Raw genomic sequence first — 20,924 nt, 5'->3', positions numbered from 1 at the left:
CTTCATCCGTCACCGTGCCGGCCGCTGCGTTTCCAGCAGCCGGCGCCGGCCCTTGGCCGTGCCGCGGCAGGCGGTGAGGACGACGGCGCGCTTACCCTGGCGGGCCGGGCCGAGAGCCAGGCAGCCGCTGCCGTATCGCAGTTGAACGGCCCCGCGGGCGACCGGCACGACGCGCCACTTCGTCCGGCACGCCTTCAGGCTCGCCTGTGTGCGGGTGGCGGTCAGGCAGGTCCCGTACGAGCTCTTGAAGCTGGCGGTCCGTGCCTGCGGCCCATGGGACGGGGGCGGTTCAGGCGCCGTCGTCGGAGCCGCGGAGGGGTCAGGAGCCCGGGTCGGGGTGGGAGTCGTGGTGGCCTCCGGGGTCTTGGTCGGGGTCGACGCTGCTGTGGTGCCCCCAAGCGATTCGGCCATGACGGTGCCTCCGGCATCGCGCACCGCCGGAGCTCCGTCATTGTTGTCCTTGACGGACAGGCGGCCGCCGGCCCGGCTGACGAAGCTTGTCCGCTGCCAGGTCTGGTTCTTGGTGTCCGCACACGAGCGCTGTACCACCTGTTGCCCGCTGCCGTCGAGACACTTGCCGTTATCGACTGCTTTGAGGCGGAGGTTCCACACCGGGCTCGGCTGGTCCTGGATCAGGTACGGGCTGAACGCGACGTTCCAGTTTTTCGCCAGTGGCGGCTGCCGCACGGGCGTCGGTTCGAAGTAGCGGAAGTCGTCGATCCGGCAGGAGTCGAGGTGATAGTTCGACGCGGCGTCGCTCTTGCACTCCGGCTTGCTGCCCGAGTTGCGGCAGAGGGGGTCGTCACCGTTCTTGGGATCGTTGTTGCAGTGCGAAAGCCCGAAGGTGTGCAGCAGCTCGTGGGTGAGCCCGGCTTCGCCCCAGCACCAGCGAGGCAGGATGGCGCCACCATTACTGAGTCCGGCGTCGGCACCGCCACCCGTGCACGAGTTGGTGATGTCGTTGTCCCTGACGGAGAACAGCGGCTTCACACGATTGGTAGGCCAGAGCTTGCGCACCAGGGCCGGCTGGGCGGCGAGGTTCTCCCCGAGCGCCTTGCTCATCTCCGCCCGGTTGCGGCCCTTGACGAAGGGCAGCTTCGCCACCACGGGACGGCAGTCGCCATCCTGCAGGAACCGGATTCTCCGGGAGATCTCGAACCGTTGAGCGCTGGCGTCGAAGGTCTGGTCCGTCTCCCAGATGGCGTTCAACAGGGCGCCCAGATCGGCGTCGTACTTGTCCTGCTCTGGCTGATAGACGTAGATCGGCAACACCCATCCCTTGTCCGGCGAATCCTCTGCGTCGCAGGCGAACTGCGATCGCGAAGCTGCCACCGCCGAGGTGGACCACGGTACGGTCAGCACTCCCGCCAGCATCGACAACAGCAACGACAGCGGGAACAGCAAACGGACTCTCGCGGCAAGCGCCACACCAGGTCGAGGTCAAGGCGGTCAACCGCGGATGAGTGCGGTGAGAAGGTCCTTGACCTCGGTCGCCGCGTAGGAGTCGCCGTCGAAGGGGCCGATGAGGACGGGGCCGTCGGCGGGATCGTCGGGGAGGCGACCGTGGCTGCCGCGGACCGGCGAGGGGTCCAGCGGTACGACGGACATCGTGTAGCGGAACCCCAGCTTCTTCCTGGCCAGCGCTGCCGCGGCGCGGAGCTTGACGAAGGGATCCTGGGGGTCCATGAACAGCTCGGCGGGGTCGTAACCGGGTTTGCGGTGGATGTCCACCAGCCGTGCGAAGTCCGGCGCCCGATCGTCGGAGAGCCAGTAGTAGTACGTGAACCAGGCGTCGGGCTCGGCCACCGCGACGAGTTCCCCCGCGCGTTCGTGGTCGAGGCCGTACTTCGCCTTGCCCGTCTGGTCGAGCACCTCGTCCACGCCGGGCAGGGTCGCGATGACGTCGCGAGCACGGTCGAGGTCGGCGGGGTCGCGTACGTACACGTGGGCCACCTGGTGGTCGGCGACGGCGAAGGCGCGGGAGGTCCACGGGTCGAGGTACTCCATCCCGGCCTGGGTGTAGACCTCCAGCAGGCCTGCGGTGCGCAGCGCCCGGTTGATGTCCACCGGGCGGGAGGCCGGCGTGATGCCGTATTCCGACAGCACCACCACCTCGGCATCCTCTTCCAGGAGCGGGGCCAGTGCGGCGTCGACGGCGCGGGCCGCGGCGATCGCCTCGGGACCGTTGGGGCCGTACCGTTGCAGGTCGTAGTCGAGGTGCGGTACGTAGACCAGCAGCAGGTCGGGCCGTTCGCGGGCCAGGATGCGGCGGGTCGCGGCGATGATCCATTCGGAGGAGGCGATCCCGGCGTTCGGGCCCCAGTAGGTGAACAGGGGGAACGGTCCCAGCGCGGCTTCGAGGTCGTCGTGGAGTGAGGGCGGGCGGGTGTAGCAGTCGGGCGACTTGCGGCCGTCGGCGTGGTAAATGGGGCGCGGGGTGACGAGCAGATCGGTGGCCGCGCCCATCGCGTACCACCAGCAGACGTTGGCGGTGCGCAGCCCGGGCGCGGCGCTCCACAGTTGGTCGCCCTGGATGAGCGCGTTGTGCTGGCGCCACAGGAGGACCTCGCCGAGGTCCCGGAAGTACCACCCGTTGCCGACGATGCCGTGCTCGCGCGGTGGCGCGCCGGTGAGCAGGGTGGCCTGCATCGAGCAGGTGACGGCCGGAAGGATCGGGCGCAGGCCGCCTGCCGGGCCCACTTTCGCCACGTTGGGCATGTGGGCCAGCAGGCGCGGGGTGAGCCCGACGACGTTGATCACGACCAGTGGCGCCATCACAGCTCCTTCAGACCGAGCGCGGCCAGTTGCCGCCGGGTCCAGTCGAGTTCGGCGGCGATGCCTTCGGCGAGGTCCGGTGGTGCGCCGGGGAGCACATTCCAGGTATAGGTCTCCACCTCGATGTGCCGGGTGAGCGGCGCGGGGCCGCCGAACAGGGCATCCAGCACTTCCCGCAGGTAGGGCGCGGTGGTGGTGAGCGGTGGCGGTGGTGCGGCGTGCAGCGGTGCGTGGAAGTGCACCCGCCAGCGCTCCCCCATGGGCAGCCCGCCGGCCAGCGCCTCGCCCAGATCGTCGGTGAATCCGCTCGGCGAGCGCGTCTGGTGCAGGAAGCGGGGCTCGTCGAACGCCTTCAGCGTGTCCTGGCTGCCGGGTGGCGCCTCCAGGGCGCACGATGCCTGGAGCTTGACGATGGGGAGTCCGAGGCCGGCCGCCGCGGCGGCTTCCTCGAAGCCCACGGCCAGGTGGCAGGCGTCAAGGCATACGCCGAGGTGGTCGCGGTCGACGTCGGCCAGCAGGCGGGTGGCCTGCGGGGTGGTCTCGACGATGCAGCCAGGTTCTGGTTCGAAGCCCAGCCGGATCGTCTTGCCGGTTCGATCGGCCAGATCGCGCAGTCCACGAGCGGCGGTGTCGAGATTGGCCGCGACCGCTGCCGCCTTCTCCGCCGTCCAGCCGGTCCGCCAGGCGAGGGGCAGCGTGGAGATCGTGCCGTCGGTGACGTCGTCCGGCAGCAGCGCGGCGAGGATCTCGGCGAGCCCCAGGGTGTGGCGCAGCCGCTCCGCGTCGGCCCAGTCAGGCGTGTACACGCGGTACTTCACGATCTCGTCGTGGAAGCCGCGGTACGGGAACCCGTTGAGGGTCACGACCTCCATCCCGAGTTCGGACAGCCGCTCACGCAGGCCGGCGAGCTCCTCGGGCCGGGCAAGGAGGTCCGCGGCGGCGTGCTGCGACAGCCACAGGCCGAGACCGAGCCGTTCGGTGCCGAGCAGATTCCTGACCCTCGCCGCGATACCTGAGAGCTGTCCATGGATGCCGGCGAGATCCTCGGCAGGGTGCACGTTGGTGCAGTAGGCCAGGTGCACGGTCGAGCCGTCCGGGTGGCGCAGTCGCATGGTCAGCCTCGCTTGATCGTGTTGCCGGCGTAGTCCGGATCGGGTGAGCCGGTCTCCAGATCGAGCCGTCCGCTCTGCCCGTAGAAGGCGACCGGATTGCGCCAGAGCACCTGGTCCACATCGTCGTCACCGAAGCCGGCGGCGAGCATGGCGTCGCGGACCTCACGGGTCTTCAGCGGGTCGCTGCGGCCCCAGTCGGCGGCCGAGTTCACCAGCATCCTGGCGGTGCCGTACTCCTTGAGGATCGCCACCATCCGGCCGGGGTCCATCTTGGTGTCGGGGTAGATCGAAAACCCCATCCAGCAGCCGGAATCGGCGACCATGCCGACGGTGGGCTCGTTGAGGTGGTCGACGAGCACCCGTTCGGGCGGGGTGCCCGCCGCCTTGACGACGTCGAGGCTGCGGCGGGTTCCCGCGACCTTGTCTCGGTGGGGGGTGTGCACCAGGATCGGGAGGTCGTTGTCCGCCGCCATCGCGAGCTGAGCCTCGAAGGCCCGCTCCTCGGCGTCGGTCATGGAGTCGTAGCCGACCTCGCCGACCGCGACGACGGAGTCCTTCAGCAGGTATCGCGGCAGTTCGGTGAGCACCTCGGCGCAGCGCGGGTCGTTCGCCTCCTTCGGGTTGAGCGCGAGGGCGCAGTGGTGGTGGATGCCGTACTGCGCGGCGCGGTACGGCTCCCAGCCGAGGAGCGCGTCGAAGTAGTCGAGAAAGCTCCCGACACTGGTCCGCGGCTGCCCCAGCCAGAAGGCGGGTTCGACCACGGCGCGTACCCCGGCGTCGTACATCCGCTGGTAGTCGTCCGTGGTCCGGGAGGTCATGTGGATGTGCGGGTCGAAGATACGCATCAGATCCTCTCCAGGATGTCGTGGGGAACCGGGCGTCCGGCCGCCCGCCGCTCCGTCGCGAAGTCCGACAGCATGCGGGTCAGCTCGACGTCGGTCCGGCGGTCGAGCCCGGCGATGGAAGCCAGCGGGATCTCCATGAAGACGCACTTGAGCACGCCCTGGCGGAAGGCGTGGTCGTCGAGCCACTGCGCGCCGTACGGCCCGAGGGCCGCGGCCACCAGCCGCGCGTCGTTGGTCCGCAACGCGTCCTCGACCAGCGGGATCGCCGCCGCGCCGAGGCCGAGCTCGGGCAGGGCCGCCAGGATCGTCAGCCGCTCACCGCTGTCGCCCCGCTCGTAGAGCGCTCGTATGGTCGCCTGGTCCCCGTGCAGCGCCGCGAGCAGCGCGCGCCGCGCGCCGGTGCCGCCCCGCCGTTCGGCCTGCGGGAAGAGCAGGTGTACGGCGCCGTGGTCAGCCTCGACCTGCGACAGCGCCCGCGCCAGCCACTCCTCCGCCCGCGGCTCCATCTCGCCCATACCGTCTCCTTCCTTCCTGACTCGCGGTCCTGAGGAAATCGATCGACCGGCGGGCGACCTGCGGTGCCGCGTGGCAGTGCCGGGCGAGCTCCACGGCCACCTGGCCCCGATAACCGGCCAGCGCGGCGAGCACCGGCGGGAAGTCGATCTCGCCCTCGCCGAACTCCAGGTGCTCGTGGACGCCTCGGCGCATGTCCTCGATCTGCACATGCACGAGATACGGCAGCGCCCGCCGGACGCATGCGGGCACGTCGTCCGGTTCCAGGCAGCGGCAGTGCCCGATGTCGAGGGTGAGCCCGAAGCGAGGGTGATCGCCGAGCATGGCCCGCAGCCCCTCGAACCCGGCCAGGTCTTCCACGAGCATTCCGGGTTCGGGCTCGAATCCGAGCGTGATGCCGAGGCGATCGGCTGTGGTGAGGAGCTCTTCGCACTGGCGCGCCAGCCGGGACCACGCCGTCTCCTCGGGCACGTCCTCGGGCTTGACCCCGCTCCACAGGTGCACCACGGGAGCGCCCAGGTCGGCGGCGATCCGCATGGCCTGGCTCAGGAATCCGACGCGGCGCTCGGCGTCCTCGCTGATGAGAGTGGGATGGTGCTTGCGGCGGGGGTCGAGGGTGTAGCGACCACCCGTCTCGATGACCGCGTTCATACCGAGCCGGTCGAGCAGGCCCGCGATGCGGTTCACCTCGGCGGTCAATCCGGGGGCGTAGGGGTCCAGATGGCCGTGATCCAGGGTGATGGCGGCACCCGTGTAGCCCAGCTCGGACAGGATGACGAGGGCCTCGTGAAGTCGATGGCCGGCAAATCCGTTGGTGCAATAGGCCCAGTTCAGGGCCGGGGTCTTCACGCCGGTCCGGGTCATGACGTGGCCATCCGGGCCGAGAGCCACCTGCCCGCGGGCAGCGCGCCGAGTAACATGCCTGCCGCCGGCAGTCGTCCGCTGCCTGCGACCGCCGCCGCCTGCAGGGGGATCAGGCCGAGGATGCTCGCCCGGACGGCCTTGCGTACCTGCTCGGGATCGGGGCGGGCGCGTAACCCGGCCTGGGCCGGGATGGTCGCGGTGAGATGGCCGGCGAGGAGAAGTGCGGCGCTCGCCCGCGCGGTGGCGTCCTTCGAAGAGGAACTGTCACGCAGGCAGGACACGGCCGCCAGCCCGGCCGCAGCGGTGCTGGCGGCGAGCGCGCCGCGCACTGTCTGCACCGTCGCCCCGGTCACTTCGGCTCTGCCGAGGATGCTGATCCCGTAGGTGTGGGCGCCGATCGCCAACGCCATCGGGGCGGCGGCCCTGACCTGTGGGCCCGCGCCGAGCAGCACGTCCAGTGCGCGGCAACTCGCCATCGTGGCCGGTCCCAGCGGGGTCCGTTTGAGTCCCAGGTCATACGCCCACACGGCACCGGCCAGTAACCCGGCCACTCCCAGGGCGCGGCGACCGCCGGACGCCGCGGCGACGACCAGGCCCGCGCCGGTCAGCCCGGCCGCGATGCCGAGCGCGGCGCCCGGGCGTACCCGGCCCGAGGGGATGGGGCGTTCCGGCCGTTCTACGGCGTCGGCCTCGCGGTCGGCCCAGTCGTTCAGCGCCATGCCCGCCCAGTAGATGAGCACCGAGGTGAGGGCCAGGCCAGGTGTGGAGTTCCGCCCGGCGGCGGCGGCCCCGGCCATCATGTCCCCCGGCACCGACAGCGCGGCGGGGGCACGGACCAGTTCGAGCAGCGCCTTCACGAGGCATCCCCAGCCAGGTCCGCGGCGAACGCGCGCAGCCGGGAGTACTGGGCGGCGAGCGCATGCTCATCCGCGCCCAGCGGGTCCTTGAAGAAGAAGCCGAGGTCTGCCAGCACGCCGTACCGGCCGCGCTCGTGCGCGCGAGCAACCAGCCGGGCCAGATCCAGGACGAGCGGCGCGGCGAGCGCCGAGTCGCAACCCTGCCAGGTGAACTGGAGGCTCATGCGCACGCCGAGGAAGCCCTCGAAGGTCACATGATCCCAGGCGGTCTTCCACTCGCCGAGATCCTCGACGTAGTCGATGTGCGTCTCTCCTTCGACGGGCGTGCCGAGGATCCCGGCGACGGCCCGGTCCTTCGAGAGCGCCTTGCTCGCCCGGGCCGCCGGGTCGGCGAGGGTGGCGCCGTCTCCCCCGCCGAGCAGGTTGAGCCCGGACCACGAGCGGACCCGCAGCGACCTCTGCGCGAACATGGGCGCCAGGGCGCTCTTGACCAGGGTCTCGCCGGTCTTCCCGTCGCGCCCGGCATACGGGACGGCCCGCAACTCCGCGAGCTCGGCCAAGGCCGGCAGGGTGGGCCCGGTGGAGGGGGTGAACTCCACGTAGCCGCAGCCGGCGCGGAACGCGGCGTAGGCGTAGAGGGAGCTCGTCGGCAGCACCTCATCGCCCGCGGCGAGCCGCTCTTCGAGGTCGGCCAGACTCTGGAACTCCGGGCGTGGGGCGGCGGGAGGCTCGGTGGAGGAGACGTTGACGACGACCACCCGGGCGAGCCGGTGCCGGTCGCGGAAGTCGGCGATGTCGTCGGCCAGGCGGGCCGCCGCTGCCGCCTGGGTGTTGTCGCCGGGAACATGACCCGGTCTGATCTCCGCGTCGGCGGCGTCGAGATCCTGGTCGAGCAGTCCGGGCAGGCCCGCCGGCACCACTCCCGCCTTGCTCAGCTGTTCGGCGCGCTTCCGTAAGGGGACTTCGGTGATGTCGTGGCCGCCGAAGAGCAGGCCGGCGATCGGAACCAGGCCTCCGGGAAAGTCCGGGGACTCGGTGACGCATCCCTGGGCCGGTAAAGCGCCCGCCTTGACCGCGGCGGCGCCGATGGTCGCGGTGGTCGCCACGGATCCACGTGCTCCGATGAACCAGACACCGACCTTGCGCATAGGAGCTCCTGTTCATTCCGCGTATACCGGCATGGAGGGGACATACCGGTATGGGATTACGCGGATCGTAAGAGTCCTTTTATCGACGGTCAAGCATAAGTCTGCCGACTCTCGCCCTAACTGGCGTCGCTCAGGCCGACAGCGCCTGGTCCACGGCCTCTGGCGACAGCATGTGCTCGATCATCATCACCGCCGCGCCGACCACCCCCGCCCGGTCGCCGAGCTCGCTGACACGAATGCTCAGATGCTGGGTGGCGAGGGGCAGGGACCTGCTGTAAATCACCTCTCGAAGTCCGGCGAGCAGGTGCTCGCCCGCTCCCGCGAGGTCACCGCCGATCAAGATCACGGCTGGGTTGAAGAAGTTCACAATGGAGGCCAGGACGACGCCGACCTCCCGGCCTGCCTGCCGGACCAGTTGGATGGCCTCGGTGTTGCCCGCACGCACCAGGCGCACGACGTCGCGGCTGTCGGCGGTCTCGTGGCCCGCCGCGTGCAGGCGTGCGGCCAGCGCCGCGCCGCCCGCCACGGCCTCCAGGCAACCGACGTTTCCACAGCGGCACACCAGGTTCTCCTCGGACGAGGGCACCCGGATGTGGCCGATGTCCCCCGCCGCACCTTGCGCACCGCGGTGCAGGCTGCGGCCGCTGATGATGCCGCAGCCGATGCCGGTGCCGATCTTGACGTAGATGAGGTGCTCGGCCCCGGACCGCCCGGCCCAGTATTCACCCAGCGCCATCATGTTCACGTCATTGTCGACCAGCACAGGGACACCGAGCCGAGCGCTGAGCCAGTCGGGCACGGGAAAACCGTCCCAGCCGGGCATGATCGGCGGGTTGACCGGCTTGCCGGTGTCATGCTCCACCGGACCCGGCAGGCCGACGCCGACTCCGCACACGTCGGCGAGACGGCGGTCGCACTCGGTGAGGAGCTCGCGGAAGGCGTCCACGAGCCAGGTCAACACGGCCTCCGGACCGCGGGCGATGGGCATCTCCACTTCCTGCTCGGCCAGCATCGTGGCCGCCAGGTCGGTCACGGCGAGCCTGGCGTGCGTCGCCCCCAGGTCAGCCGCGAGCACGATCCGCGCACTCTTGTTGAACGCGAACGCCGTCGCCGGACGGCCGCCAGAGGAGATCACGTCGTCGGCCGGCACCACCCAGCGCCGACTCAGCAAGGCGTCGAGGCGCAGGGACACCGTGGACCGCGCCAGACCGGTGAGCTCGACCAGCTCAGCGCGGGTGCGGGCCCGCCCGTCGCGCAGGAGCGAGAGCAGAGCCCCCGCTCCTGCCGCCGGGCTGCTTGTGCCGGTCAGCATGCTCTCAGTCAACAGCGCTCCATTTCGTCGATAGATGCACACTTCATATGATCCCGCATGCGCAATTATGCCATTTACACTTCAACTTTTGCTTGACCGTCGGCATAAGTGCGATCTAGCATCCGGCAACATGAAGGACATAAGCCGGAAACCGGATGATGCTCCGCGTGTAGGGATCGTCGGCACCGGTTTCATGGGCCGGGTGCATGCCCGCGCCGCGCGCATGGCCGGGGCAACGATCGCCGGCGTGGCCGGGTCGCGATTAGAGAAGGCGCAGGAGGCCGGACTGGGTGCTGCCAGGGTCTTCGCCTCCGGCGACGAGCTCATCGAGTCGGGCGAGATCGATCTGGTGCATATCTGCACCCCCAACCATCTCCACGCCCCGTTCGTCCTCAAAGCGCTGTCGGCCGGGCTGGCCGTCGTCTGCGAGAAACCGCTGGCCGGCGACGCGATGACCGCCGCGCTCATGGCGGGCCGGGCGGCCGAGGCGGGACTGGTCGCGACGGTGCCGTTCGTGTACCGCTTCCACGCCATGGTGCGGGAGGCGCGGGAGCGGGTCGCCCGCGGTGACATCGGCAGGATCAGCTTGATCCAGGGAAGCTATCTGCAGGATTGGCTGCTCCGCGCGGACGACGACAACTGGAGGGTGGACCCCGAGCTCGGCGGGCCCAGCCGGACATTCGCCGACATCGGCTCCCACTGGTGCGACCTGGCGGAGTTCGTCACCGCCGACCGCATCGTCAGCGTCTGCGCGCAGACCGCCATCGTCCAGTCCAGCCGGGCGACCAACGCGCCCGTCGTGACGGAGGACGTGGCGACCGTCCAGTTCCGCACCGCCTCCGGCGCCCTCGGCACGCTCGCCACGAGCCAGGTCTCCCCGGGCCGCAAGAACCGCCTGTTCCTGGAGATCTCAGGCACCGAGGCGAGCCTCGCGTTCGACCAGGAGCAGCCCGAGCTTCTCTGGGTCGGCGACCGCAGCGGATCGCGGACGCTCATGCGCGACCCGGCGATCCTTTCCGCGGCGGCCCAGCCGTATTCGCCGCTCCCGGCCGGACACCCTCAGGGCTACCATGACTGCTTCGACGCCTTCGTCGCCGACACCTACGCCGCGCTCCGTGGCGAGCATCGTGACGGGTTGCCGGTGTTCGCGGACGGCGCCCGAGCCGCCGCCATCTGCGAGGCCGTCCTGACCTCGGCGCGGACCGGGGGGTGGACCGAGTGCTGAGCATGCGCGGCATCGGCAAGAGCTTCCTGGGCGTGCGGGTGCTGTCCGGCGTCGACCTGGACGTGGCGGCCGGCGAGGTCCACGCCGTCGTCGGCGAGAACGGCGCCGGAAAGTCCACCCTCATGAAGATCATCTGCGGGGTGCACGCGCCGGACGAGGGCACCGTCGAGATCGACGGTCGGCCGGTTTCCTTCGGCCACCCCCTGGACGCGCAGCGCTCCGGCATCGCGATCATCTACCAGGAGTTCAACCTGCTGCCCGAGCGCACCGTCGCCGAGAACGTCTTCCTCGGGCGCGAGCCCGTCAGGCGCGGCCTGGTGGACCGGGCCGCCATGGAGCAGGCGACCGCGCGGCTCCTCGATGAGCTCGGCGAGCACTCCTTCGGCCCGCGTGACGCCGTCAAGCGCTTGTCGGTGGCCCAGCAGCAGGTCGTGGAGATCGTCAAGGCGTTGTCGGTGAACGCCCGGCTCGTCGTCATGGACGAGCCCAGCGCGGCGCTCGCCGAGCACGAGGTCGAGCTGCTCTACCGGCTGATCGGGCGGCTGCGGGAGCGTGGAGTCGCCGTCGTGTACATCTCCCACCGATTACGCGAGGTGTTCGACCTCGCCGACCGGGTCACCGTGCTCAAGGACGGCAAGCTCGTCACCACGCTCCCGATCGGCGAGGTGACCCCCGACGAGCTGATCCGCCTGATGGTGGGCCGCGATCTCGGCACCTACTTTCCGCCCCGCTCGACCGGCGCCGGCGAGGTACGGCTCAGCCTGCACCGAGCGGGCAACCACAAGCTCCGCGACATCGATCTGGAGCTGCGCGCCGGGGAGATCGTCGGCATCGCCGGCCTGCAGGGGTCCGGCCGGTCGGAACTCGCCAAGGCGATCTTCGGCGCGGAGCCGTTCGCCACGGGCGAGATGACCCCATCACGCCCCCGCTCCGTCCGGGAAGGCGTGGCCCTCGGCATCGGTCTCGTCACCGAGGACCGCAAGGCCGAAGGGCTCGCGCTGCGCCAGTCCGTACGCGACAACGCCCTGCTCGTCGCCCGCGCGACGGGCGCCAAGGGCCGCGACGGCGTCGGCGACCTGCTCGAACGGGTACGCCTCTCGCCTCCGCGCCAGGAACAGGAGGTCCGCTACCTGTCGGGAGGCAACCAGCAGAAGGTCGTGCTGGCGAAATGGATGACGATGGCGCCGCGCGTGCTGCTGTTCGACGAGCCGACCAGGGGTGTCGATGTCGGGGCCAAGGCCGCCATCCACGACCTGATGCGCGAGCTGGCCAACGACGGCATGGCCATCATGATGATCTCGTCCGAGCTGCCCGAGCTGATCGGCATGAGCGACCGCGTCGTCGTCCTGCGCGACGGCCGCATCGCGGGCACGCTGCCGGCCGGCCCTTCGGAGGAGGCCGTCATGCGCCTGGCCGCGAGCGAGGTGGCCTGAATGGACACCCTCTCACGCAGTCGCCGTCCCGCCCTCGGCAGCGAGGCACGAGGCGGCCTGGCGGCCCGGTTACGTGAGCCCACGCAGATGGTGTTCCTCGCGCTGTTCGGCCTGATCGCGGTCGGCTGGGTCCTCGTCGCGCTCGACGGCGGCCAGTTCCTGACCATGGAAAGCGTCGTCGGGATCCAGCAGCGCTCGGCGGCCCTCGGCATCGTGGCGATCGGTCAGACACTGGCCATCCTGGCCGGCTCGCTCGATCTGTCGGTGGCGTACCTGATCAGCCTGACCTCGCTGGTCGCGGCGGAGATCATGGCGGGCCGGGACGGCAACATCCTGCCGGCGGTCGCCGCGGTGCTGGCCGTCAGCGCGCTGGTGGGGCTGGTCAACGGGCTGGTCATCACCAGGCTCCAGGTTCACGCCTTCATCGCCACGCTCGGCGTCGCCCTCATCATCAGGGGCATCGTCGACCACCTGTACGACGGCCCGGCGGGCAAGGTGCCCGAGTCGTTCCAGTTGCTCGGCTACTCCCGGATCGGGCCGATCCCCCTCTCCGCCCTGCTCTGGGCGGGCGTGGCCGTCGTGGCCTGGTTCCTGCTGAGCAGGACCCGGCTGGGCTACCGGATCTACGCGGTCGGCGGGAACGAGGAGGTCGCCCGGCTGTCCGGCATCCGCACCAGCCGGACCATCGTGATCACGCACGTGCTCTGCTCGGTCTGCGCCGGCATCGCGGGCCTGCTGCTGGCCGGCAGGCTCGGGGCCGGCGCGCCCACGGTCGGCACCGACGGCGGCTACGACCTGGAGTCCATCGCCGCGGTCGTGCTCGGCGGGACCGCCCTGGCCGGCGGCAAGGGCGGGGTCGCCGGAACCGTGGGCGGGGTCCTGCTGCTGGCCATCCTGGACACCATCTTCAACCAGCTCGAAATCAACTCCTTCGTCAAGGACGTGGTCCGCGGCGTGGTCATCGTCATCGCGGTGGCCGCCTACGCCCGGCGCATCAAGGGGCGGTCGACATGAAAAGGGCGCTTCCCATCCTCGCGGTCCTCGCGATTCTGCTGGCCGCGATCGCGGTCGCCAACCCCCATTTTCTGGAGCCCGCCGGGTTCCTGGCGTTCCTCAAACGGGCCGCGCCGCTGGTGATCCTGGCCGCGGGGCAGTATTTCGTCATCGTCTCCGGCGAGTTCGACCTGTCGGTCGGCTCGCTGGTGACGGCCGAAGTAGTGATCGCCGCGCGGCTCATCGACGGCGAGGAGTCCGCCACCTGGCCGGTCATCGCCCTGCTGATCGTCGTCGGCCTGCTCGTCGGACTGGTCAACGGCATGGCCACCACCAAATTGCGGGTGCCGTCGTTCATCGTGACGCTCGGCATGCTGCTCATCCTCAGCGGAGCGGTCTTCCTCTGGACCGGCGGCGCGCCCCGCGGCGCCCTGTCGGAAGGCTTCCGGATGTTCGGCCGCGGCAGCCTCGGACCGGTGCCATGGTCGGTGCTGATCCTGCTGGCCATGGGGGCGGCGGCGATCTGGCTCATGCGCGCCGACTTCGGCAAGACCCTGATGGCCACCGGCGACAACGAGCGCGCCGCGGCACTGTCCGGGGTCCGGGTCAACCGGGCCAAGATCTTCGCCTTCATGCTCTCCGGCCTGGCCGCCGCCGTCGCGGCGATCCTGCTCGGCGGGTTCGCCGGAGTCTCGGCACAGGTCGGCCAGGGACTGGAGTTCTCCGCCATCACCGCGGTCGTCCTCGGCGGCGTGGCGCTCGGCGGCGGCCGCGGCTCCGTACCGGCCGCCATGGCCGGCGCCTTCACCCTGGAGGCCCTGTTCACCCTGCTCAACCTGTACGGAATCTCGGGGGCGCTGGAGTTCACCGTGCAGGGCGTCATCATCATCGCCGCGGTCGCGGCCAGAGCCATCCGGCTTCCCCGGACGTTCACCCCCCGAAGAGGAGACGCACATGCCGCGTCATAAGGCCGCAGTCGCCGTGTTCGCCGTTCTCGTCCTCGCCGGCTGCACCACCGACAAGCCGGCGTCCACCACCCAGTCCGCGGCTCCCGCCACGAGCGCCAGTCAGAGTGCCCAGGGTTCGGGCACGGGCGCGCAGTCGAAGTTCTTCGTGCAGGCGGACTTCGACGCCCAGCTGGCCATGCGCTCCCAGACGCCGCAGGGTCCCTCCGACAAGCCCTGGGAGCAGGCCATCGCCCCGAAGATGGTCGACACGGCGAAGTACAAGAAGGACGGCCCGTACCAGCTGTGCTTCTCCAACGCGGCGGTCAACAACCCCTGGCGCCAGGTCGGCTGGAAGTCGATGCAGGCCGAGGTGGGCCTGCACAAGGAGATCTCCACGTTCACCGCGCTGGATGCCGAGGGCAAGGACGACAAGCAGATCTCCGACATCGCCGAGCTGCAGGCCAAGGGGTGCGACGCGCTGATCGTCTCGCCGAACACCACGGCCACGCTCACCCCGGCCGTGACGGCGGCGTGCGGGAAGGTGCCCGTCATCGTGTTCGACCGGGGAGTGCAGACCGACTGCCCGGTGACCTTCATCAAGCCCATCGGCGGCTATGCCTTCGGCGCCGACGCCGCCGAGTTCCTGGTGGAGAAGGTGCCGGCGGGCGGGAAGGTGCTGGCGCTGCGCATCCTGCCCGGCGTGGACGTGCTGGAGACCCGCTGGTCGGCGGCGAAGGTGGTCTTCGACAAGAGCAAGGTCCAGGTCGTGGGAGTGGAGTTCACCGACGGCGACGCCGCCAAGACCAAGAGCATCGTCAGCGACTACATCCAGCGGTACGGCAAGATCGACGGCGTCTGGATGGACGCGGGAGCCACGGCGGTGGCGGCCATCGAGGCGTTCGAGGACGCGGGCCTGCCGGTGCCGCCGATCAACGGCGAGGACCAGCAGGACTTCCTGCAGAAATGGAAGGACGCGGGCCTCACCGCCGTCGCGCCCACGTACCCGACCTACCAGTGGCGCACCCCGATCATCGCCGCGCTGAAGATCCTCAAGGGCGAGGAGGTGCCCAAGATGTGGAACCTGCCGCAGCCGAAGGTCACCTCGGAGAACCTGTCGACGTACCTCAAGCCCAACATGCCGCCGCTGCACTACGCGCTGTGCGGCTGCGAGACCCTGCCCGGGTTCCCGGAGACCTGGGGCGGGAAGAAGAACTGATCGGCACCGACCGCGAAGAGAGGCGCATGTACTCCATCGGCGTGAACACCTGGGTCTGGGTCTCCCCGCTGACCGACGACGACCTGGCGCGGCTCGCCCCCCGCATCGCCGGGTGGGGCTTCGACGTCATCGAGCTGCCCGTCGAGCAGCCCGGCGACTGGAACCCGGACAAGGCCGCGACGGTGCTGGCCGAGCACGGGCTGGCCGCGTCCGTGGTCCTGGTCATGCCGCCGGGGCGCGAGCTCGTGGCCGCCTGCCCCGAAACCGTCCGCGACACCCAGGACTATCTGCGGCACTGCGTCGACGTGGCGGTGACCGTCGGCTCCCCGATGATCGGGGGGCCGGCATACGCCTCCGTCGGCCGAACCTGGCGGCTGTCACCCGACGAGCGCCGCGCCGCCTACACCGAACTGCGCCAGAACCTGCGGCCCGTCCTGGACCACGCGGCCGAGCGCGGGATCAAACTCGCGGTCGAACCGCTCAACCGGTACGAGACCAGCCTCATCAACACCGTCGAACAGGCCCTCGACGCGCTGCCCGAGGACTGCCACCTGGCCCTCGACATCTACCACATGAACATCGAGGAGAAAGACCCCGCCCAGGCGGCCCGGGCCGCGGCCGGCCGGATCGCGCACGTGCAGGTGTGCGGCACGGACCGCGGCACGCCGGGCGCCGACCGCTTCGACTGGCCCCGCTTCACCCAAGCGCTGCACGACACCGGCTATGACGGGCCGCTCGTCATCGAGTCCTTCACCGCGCACAACCAGACCATCGCCACCGCGGCCTCCATCTGGCGGCCCCTCGCCGAAAGCCAGGACGCGCTCGCCGTGGACGGCCTCGCCTACCTGCGCACCCTCTGACACCGCTCGCCCCTCCGACACCGGGTCACCTTCGCGCCCCCGACGCCTGCTCGCCGTCCGACTCCAGCTCACCTGCGCACCCCCTGACCGCCCATCGGCGTGCGCCCCCAGTGGCGCGCGCCTTCCCAGCAGCGTTCCTTCACACCTCGTTCCGAGGTGTCGCCACACCCCCCAGGAGATTCGCCATGCGACGATTTCTCACTGCCCTCTTACTCCCGGCCTTGTTGCTGGCGCTGGCGCCGGCTCCCGCCCACGCGACCAGTGCCACCCTCCACAGCTTCCGTGCCCTGCTGTTCACCAAAGCAGCGGGATATGTGCACGCCTCCATCCCGGCCGGCATCCAGATGGTGAACGAGCTGGCCGCTGCCCATGACTTCGAGGTGGTGCAGAGCGCCGACTCCTCGGTGTTCAACGACACCGACCTGGCCACGTTCGACGTCCTGATCATGATGCAGAACTCCGGCATGGTCTGGGAGAACGACGCCCAGCGGCAGGCGCTGCAGAAGTTCGTCCGGTCGGGCAAGGGCGTCGTGGCCGTCCACAACGCGCTCGACATGGGCATCGAGAACGAGTTCCCCTGGTGGGACGAGCTGATCAACGGCGGCGCCCACATGCCGGCGCACTCGCCCGGTACGCTCCAAGGACTGGCCAAGGTCGTCGACCGCGTGCACCCCTCCACCAAGAACCTCCCCCAGCGGTGGCAGCGTGCGGAGGAGTGGTACAACTTCGCGCCCAACCCGCGCGGCAACGTGCACGTCCTGGTCGCCGCGGACGAGACGACCTACGACCCCGGCTCCTCCGCCATGGGTCCTGACCACCCGATCTCCTGGTGCCGCCAGGCCGAGGGCGCCCGGGTGTGGGCCACCGCCATGGGACACGAGTCGGCCGCCTATGCCGAGCCGGAGTTCCGCGAGCACGTTCTCGGCGGCGTCGAGTGGGCGGCCGGCGCCCAGCCGGGCGACTGCGGCGGCACCGTATGGAGCAGCTTCGAGAAGGTCGCCCTGGACGACAACACCAGCAACCCGATGGAACTGGACGTCGCCCCCGACGGGCGGGTGTTCTACGTCCAGCGCCAGGGCGAGGTGAAGATCTACAAGCCCGACACGCACATGACCGTCACCGCCGCCACCCTCAACGTCTACACCGGTGGCGAGGACGGCCTGGTCGGCATGGAACTCGACCCGAAATTCGCCCAGAACGGGTGGATCTATGTCTACTGGTCGCCTGCCGACAGTGCCCAGGACGTCAACCGGCTGTCCCGGTTCACCGTGCAGGGCGACACCATCGACCTGAGCACCGAGAAGAAGATCATCGAAATTCCCGCCTATCGCGCTCGGACCTATCCCGAGCCAGGCCACACCGGCGGGGCGGTCGAGTTCGGCCCTGACGGCAGCCTCTACCTGAGCGTCGGCGACGACGTCCCTCCGAACCTGTCGCCCGACTGGCAGGGCTACGCGCCGCTCGACTGGCGGCCCGGTCAGCACATGCTGGACGCCGCCCGCACCGCTGGCAACACCAACGACCTGCGCGGTAAGATCCTGCGGATCAAGCCGAAGGCCGACGGCGGCTACGACGTTCCCGAGGGCAACCTCTTCCCGCCGGGCACCGCGAAGACCCGTCCCGAGATCTACGCCATGGGCTTCCGCAACCCCTTCCGGTTCACCGTCGACGCCAAGACGGGTTACCTGCACGTGGCCGACTACGGCCCGGACCGGGGCGGCCCCACCACCGACCGTGGCCCCGAGGGCCTGGTGGAATACAACGTCATCAAGAAGGCGGGCAACTTCGGCTGGCCGTTCTGCCACGGTGACAACCAGCCGTACGCGCCGTACAACCCGGACACCAAGGAGATCGGCGCCAAGTTCAACTGCGCCGCCCCCGTCAACGAGTCACCGAACAACACCGGCCTGACCGAGCTGCCGCCGATCGAGAAGCCGATCATGTGGTACGGCTACAGCACCTCCCCGACCTTCCCCGAGCTCGGCTCGGGCGGCTCGGCGCCGATGAGCGGCCCCGTCTACCGCTACGACGCGGACAACCCCTCGAAGACCAAGTTCCCGCCCTACTTCGACGGCGTGAACTTCTTCTACGAGTGGTCGCGCCACTACATCAAGGAGATCCACCTCGACTCCAACGACCAAGTCCTCAAGATCAACAGCTTCCTGGGGACCACGCCCTTCCTCAAGCCGATGGACATGACCTTCGGCCCGGACGGCGCGATGTACCTGCTGGAGTGGGGCACCGACTTCGGCGGCGGCAACAACGACTCCGGCCTCTACCGGATCGACTACGCGGCCGGCGCCCGCTCGCCGGTGGCCAAGGCCACCTCCTCGCGGGTCGACGGCGTCACCCCGCTGACCGTCGAGTTCGACGCCTCCGGCAGCTACGACCCGGACGGCGATTCGCTCACCTACGCCTGGGACTTCGACGGCGACGGCACCGTCGACTCCACCCAGGTCAAGGCCACCCACGTGTACGAAACCCCAGGCCGGTTCACCGCCCAGCTCAAGGTGACCGACAGCACCGGCAAGGAGGGCTTCGCCAACATCGAGATCACCGCCGGCAACAGCCGGCCCACAGTGACCATCGAGACCCCGCTGAACGGCACGCCGATCCAGTTCGGCCAGGACGTGCCGTACAAGATCAAGGTCACCGATCCCGAGGACGGCGAGATCGACTGCGCCAAGGTCTTCGTCAACCCGGCGCTCGGCCATGACGACCACGAGCACGAGACCGTGGAGATCCCCGGCTGCGAGGGCGTCGTCAACACCGGCGACCTCGGCGGCCACCCCGACGGCGCCAACCTGTTCTACGTCCTCAACGCCCACTACACCGACGGCTCTCAGGAAATGCCGCTCACCGGCCGTGCCAAGGCAGTCCTGCAGCCGATGCGCAAGCAGGCCGAGTTCTTCGACGCCCAGGCCGGCGTGCGCGTCATCGACGAACCGGGCGCCGAGAGCGGCAAGCGCATCGGCGACATCAGCAACAACGACTGGATCTCGTTCACCCCGATGAACCTGCACGCCGTCAAGGGCGTGAACTACCGGCTGTCCAGCCCGACCGGCGGCGGGCTGATCGAGCTGCGCGCCGAGTCCCCCACCGGCCGGCTACTGGCCAGCGCCGCCGTGCCCAACACCGGGGGCTGGAACAACTACCAGCAAACCCAGACTGTCCCAGTGGCGGCGAACGCGACCACCTCGACGCTCTACGTGGTGTTCAAGAACTCCGCCAACAACGCCTTCGACCTGGACGCCGTCCAGTTCGTGGGCGAGGCTCCGCCTCCCGCGATCGAGCCGGGCGTCTACAAGGTCACCGCCCAGCACAGCGGCAAGAACGTGACCACTGAGAACGCGTCGACCGCGGACAACGCCAAGCTCGTCCAGATGGGCGCCGCCGAAGACCCCATCCAGCGGTGGGAACTGGTGACCGCACCGGGCGGCTACCAGCTCAAGAACGTCGGCAGCGGTAAGTGTGCCGACATTCCGGGCGGCACGGCCACACCCGGCACCCAGCTGGTCCAGTGGACCTGCCACGCCGGCGGCAGCGGAGACGCGCCCAACCAGTACTTCACGGTGGTTCCGACCGGCGGCGGCGAAGGCCTCTATCAGATCGTCTCCGCCAAGACCGGGCTGTGCGTCGACATCAACGGCGTCTCCCAGGCCGACGGCGCCGCGGTGATCCAATGGAACTGCACAGCCTCCCCCAACCAGACCTTCCGCCTCACCAAGGTCGGCGGTGGCCCGGCCGACCAGACCGCGCCGACCACCACGGCGAAGCAGAACCCGGCCGAGCCGAACGGCAAGGACGGCTGGTACACCGCCGCTCCCATCGAGGTCACCCTGGCCGCGGTGGACGAGGAGAACGGCAGCGGCGTGGCCGCCACCGAGTACCGCCTCGACGGCGGAGCCTGGACCGCGTACAGCATGCCGTTCACGGTGAGCGGTGACGGGGCGCGCACCCTCGAGTACCGCTCGCGGGACGGCGCGGGCAACGTCGAGCAGGCCCGCTCTCTCACGCTCAAGATCGACACGACCGCTCCGCAGACCACCGCCTCGTTCGCCCCGCCGAACGAGAGCGGATGGAGCAAGGACTCGGTCCCTGTCGAGCTGGCCGCGCAGGACGCCCACTCCGGCGTCAAGCTCATCGAGTACTCGCTCGACGGCGGCGGCTGGAAGGCCTACGCGGGAACGCCCGTGGTGGTCGACGGTGACGGTGAGCACGAACTGCGCTACCGCACGACCGACACGGCGGGCAATCGCGAGGAGGAGAAGGCGGCGGTGCTGAAGATCGACGGCACCAAGCCCATCCTGCTCGTGTCGGGCGTGGCCGACGGCGAGGTGTACGGCGACTCCCAGGACGTGGTGATCACCTGGGAGGCCGTGGACGCCACCTCGGGCGTCCGCACCACCACCGGCACCCTCGACGGCGTCCCGCACACCTCGGGCTCGGTGCTGCCACTGTTCACCCAGGCGCTGGCCAAGCACACGGTCGCGGTGACGTCAACGGACAACGCCGGCAACGCGGTGACCACGTCGGTGCGGTTCAACGTCACCACCTCGCTGCGGGACATGCAGAACCTGCTCGACCGATTCCGGGCCACCAGCTGGCTGTCGGCGGGCGCGCACGACAAGCTGACGAGGAAGCTGACCCAGGCCCGTAAGGCCGAGGCCTCCGGCAAGGACGAAACAGCGGTGCGGCTCCTCGCCGAATTCAAGAAGCTCGTCGCGGACGGGAAGCTCGTCCCGCGAGCCGACGTACGCCAGGTGCTCACCCGCGACGCCGACAAGATGATCTCGGTCATCGGCGGCTGACAACCGAACACCC

At 69.8% G+C, this 20,924-nt stretch carries 16 protein-coding genes; 7 read left to right on the top strand and 9 right to left on the bottom strand.

The features are described from left to right. Positions 1-9: 9 nt before the first annotated feature. The 9 genes from HD596_RS41625 to HD596_RS41585 form a co-directional block, all read right to left on the bottom strand. Entirely contained in the window at positions 10-1,404 is a 1,395-nt protein-coding gene (locus tag HD596_RS41625; RefSeq protein ID WP_185074916.1) for an RICIN domain-containing protein, read from the bottom strand. Between the two features lie 45 nt (positions 1,405-1,449). Next, on the bottom strand, positions 1,450-2,775 hold the full coding sequence (locus tag HD596_RS41620) for an alkaline phosphatase family protein (RefSeq protein ID WP_185074915.1): 1,326 nt from the start codon (positions 2,773-2,775) through the stop codon (positions 1,450-1,452). Further along, the gene (gene eboE, locus HD596_RS41615) at positions 2,775-3,887 is read right to left on the bottom strand and encodes a metabolite traffic protein EboE (protein ID WP_185074914.1); all 1,113 of its coding nucleotides are present in this window, start codon (positions 3,885-3,887) and stop codon (positions 2,775-2,777) included. Before eboE ends, HD596_RS41620 begins: the two co-directional genes overlap by 1 nt. Before the next feature lie 2 nt (positions 3,888-3,889). Next, positions 3,890-4,732 (bottom strand): TatD family hydrolase, encoded by an 843-nt coding sequence (locus HD596_RS41610; RefSeq protein ID WP_185074913.1) that lies wholly within the window; start codon positions 4,730-4,732, stop codon positions 3,890-3,892. Continuing rightward, positions 4,732-5,247, bottom strand: coding sequence for an EboA domain-containing protein (locus HD596_RS41605; protein ID WP_185074912.1), 516 nt, complete (start codon positions 5,245-5,247; stop codon positions 4,732-4,734). Before HD596_RS41605 ends, HD596_RS41610 begins: the two co-directional genes overlap by 1 nt. After that, on the bottom strand, positions 5,183-6,109 hold the full coding sequence (locus HD596_RS41600; RefSeq protein ID WP_185074911.1) for a sugar phosphate isomerase/epimerase family protein: 927 nt from the start codon (positions 6,107-6,109) through the stop codon (positions 5,183-5,185). Before HD596_RS41600 ends, HD596_RS41605 begins: the two co-directional genes overlap by 65 nt. Further along, on the bottom strand, positions 6,106-6,966 hold the full coding sequence (locus HD596_RS41595) for an SCO3242 family prenyltransferase (protein ID WP_185074910.1): 861 nt from the start codon (positions 6,964-6,966) through the stop codon (positions 6,106-6,108). The genes HD596_RS41600 and HD596_RS41595 overlap by 4 nt, the downstream gene beginning before the upstream one ends. Beyond that, positions 6,963-8,114, bottom strand: coding sequence for an inositol-3-phosphate synthase (locus HD596_RS41590; RefSeq protein ID WP_185074909.1), 1,152 nt, complete (start codon positions 8,112-8,114; stop codon positions 6,963-6,965). The genes HD596_RS41595 and HD596_RS41590 overlap by 4 nt, the downstream gene beginning before the upstream one ends. A 130-nt stretch (positions 8,115-8,244) precedes the next feature. Further along, positions 8,245-9,438 carry an ROK family protein gene (locus HD596_RS41585; protein WP_376776018.1) on the bottom strand — a complete coding sequence of 398 codons (1,194 nt, stop codon included), beginning with the start codon at positions 9,436-9,438 and terminating at the stop codon, positions 8,245-8,247. 55 nt (positions 9,439-9,493) lie between these two features. Between HD596_RS41585 and HD596_RS41580 the strand changes: the two genes are divergently transcribed. The 7 genes from HD596_RS41580 to HD596_RS41550 all read left to right on the top strand — a co-directional run bounded on the left by HD596_RS41580 (position 9,494) and on the right by HD596_RS41550 (position 20,911). Continuing rightward, positions 9,494-10,651, top strand: coding sequence for a Gfo/Idh/MocA family protein (locus HD596_RS41580; protein ID WP_376776017.1), 1,158 nt, complete (start codon positions 9,494-9,496; stop codon positions 10,649-10,651). Positions 10,652-10,653: 2 nt separating this feature from the next. Continuing rightward, positions 10,654-12,084 carry a sugar ABC transporter ATP-binding protein gene (locus HD596_RS41575; protein ID WP_185079033.1) on the top strand — a complete coding sequence of 477 codons (1,431 nt, stop codon included), beginning with the start codon at positions 10,654-10,656 and terminating at the stop codon, positions 12,082-12,084. After that, complete coding sequence (locus tag HD596_RS41570) at positions 12,085-13,098, top strand: ABC transporter permease (RefSeq protein ID WP_185074907.1); 1,014 nt, start codon at positions 12,085-12,087, stop codon at positions 13,096-13,098. It begins immediately after the preceding gene. Then, complete coding sequence (locus HD596_RS41565; RefSeq protein ID WP_185074906.1) at positions 13,095-14,045, top strand: ABC transporter permease; 951 nt, start codon at positions 13,095-13,097, stop codon at positions 14,043-14,045. Before HD596_RS41570 ends, HD596_RS41565 begins: the two co-directional genes overlap by 4 nt. Next, complete coding sequence (locus HD596_RS41560) at positions 14,032-15,240, top strand: substrate-binding domain-containing protein (RefSeq protein WP_185074905.1); 1,209 nt, start codon at positions 14,032-14,034, stop codon at positions 15,238-15,240. Before HD596_RS41565 ends, HD596_RS41560 begins: the two co-directional genes overlap by 14 nt. Before the next feature lie 26 nt (positions 15,241-15,266). Continuing rightward, positions 15,267-16,100 (top strand): sugar phosphate isomerase/epimerase family protein, encoded by an 834-nt coding sequence (locus tag HD596_RS41555; protein WP_185074904.1) that lies wholly within the window; start codon positions 15,267-15,269, stop codon positions 16,098-16,100. A gap of 185 nt (positions 16,101-16,285) precedes the next feature. Further along, positions 16,286-20,911: a ThuA domain-containing protein gene (locus HD596_RS41550; RefSeq protein WP_221519764.1), complete on the top strand. Its 4,626-nt coding sequence runs from the start codon at positions 16,286-16,288 to the stop codon at positions 20,909-20,911. The last annotated feature ends 13 nt before the right edge of the window (positions 20,912-20,924 follow it).

Source organism: Nonomuraea jabiensis, from assembly GCF_014204795.1.
GTDB classification, from domain to species: domain Bacteria; phylum Actinomycetota; class Actinomycetes; order Streptosporangiales; family Streptosporangiaceae; genus Nonomuraea; species Nonomuraea jabiensis.
Note: the sequence above shows the minus strand (reverse complement) of the source record. Positions and strands in the feature narration are given on the sequence as shown.

What these genes read in the sequence shown, in the direction of transcription:
- HD596_RS41605 (WP_185074912.1), bottom strand. Translation starts at nt 5,247, where the DNA reads ATGGGCGAGATGGAGCCGCGGGCGGAGGAGTGGCTGGCGCGGGCGCTG.
- HD596_RS41570 (WP_185074907.1), top strand. Translation starts at nt 12,085, where the DNA reads ATGGACACCCTCTCACGCAGTCGCCGTCCCGCCCTCGGCAGCGAGGCA.
- HD596_RS41580 (WP_376776017.1), top strand. Translation starts at nt 9,494, where the DNA reads ATGCCATTTACACTTCAACTTTTGCTTGACCGTCGGCATAAGTGCGAT.
- HD596_RS41555 (WP_185074904.1), top strand. Translation starts at nt 15,267, where the DNA reads ATGTACTCCATCGGCGTGAACACCTGGGTCTGGGTCTCCCCGCTGACC.
- HD596_RS41565 (WP_185074906.1), top strand. Translation starts at nt 13,095, where the DNA reads ATGAAAAGGGCGCTTCCCATCCTCGCGGTCCTCGCGATTCTGCTGGCC.
- HD596_RS41575 (WP_185079033.1), top strand. Translation starts at nt 10,654, where the DNA reads ATGCGCGGCATCGGCAAGAGCTTCCTGGGCGTGCGGGTGCTGTCCGGC.
- HD596_RS41550 (WP_221519764.1), top strand. Translation starts at nt 16,286, where the DNA reads ATGCGACGATTTCTCACTGCCCTCTTACTCCCGGCCTTGTTGCTGGCG.
- HD596_RS41620 (WP_185074915.1), bottom strand. Translation starts at nt 2,775, where the DNA reads ATGGCGCCACTGGTCGTGATCAACGTCGTCGGGCTCACCCCGCGCCTG.
- HD596_RS41560 (WP_185074905.1), top strand. Translation starts at nt 14,032, where the DNA reads ATGCCGCGTCATAAGGCCGCAGTCGCCGTGTTCGCCGTTCTCGTCCTC.
- HD596_RS41610 (WP_185074913.1), bottom strand. Translation starts at nt 4,732, where the DNA reads ATGCGTATCTTCGACCCGCACATCCACATGACCTCCCGGACCACGGAC.
- HD596_RS41600 (WP_185074911.1), bottom strand. Translation starts at nt 6,109, where the DNA reads ATGACCCGGACCGGCGTGAAGACCCCGGCCCTGAACTGGGCCTATTGC.
- eboE (WP_185074914.1), bottom strand. Translation starts at nt 3,887, where the DNA reads ATGCGACTGCGCCACCCGGACGGCTCGACCGTGCACCTGGCCTACTGC.
- HD596_RS41590 (WP_185074909.1), bottom strand. Translation starts at nt 8,114, where the DNA reads ATGCGCAAGGTCGGTGTCTGGTTCATCGGAGCACGTGGATCCGTGGCG.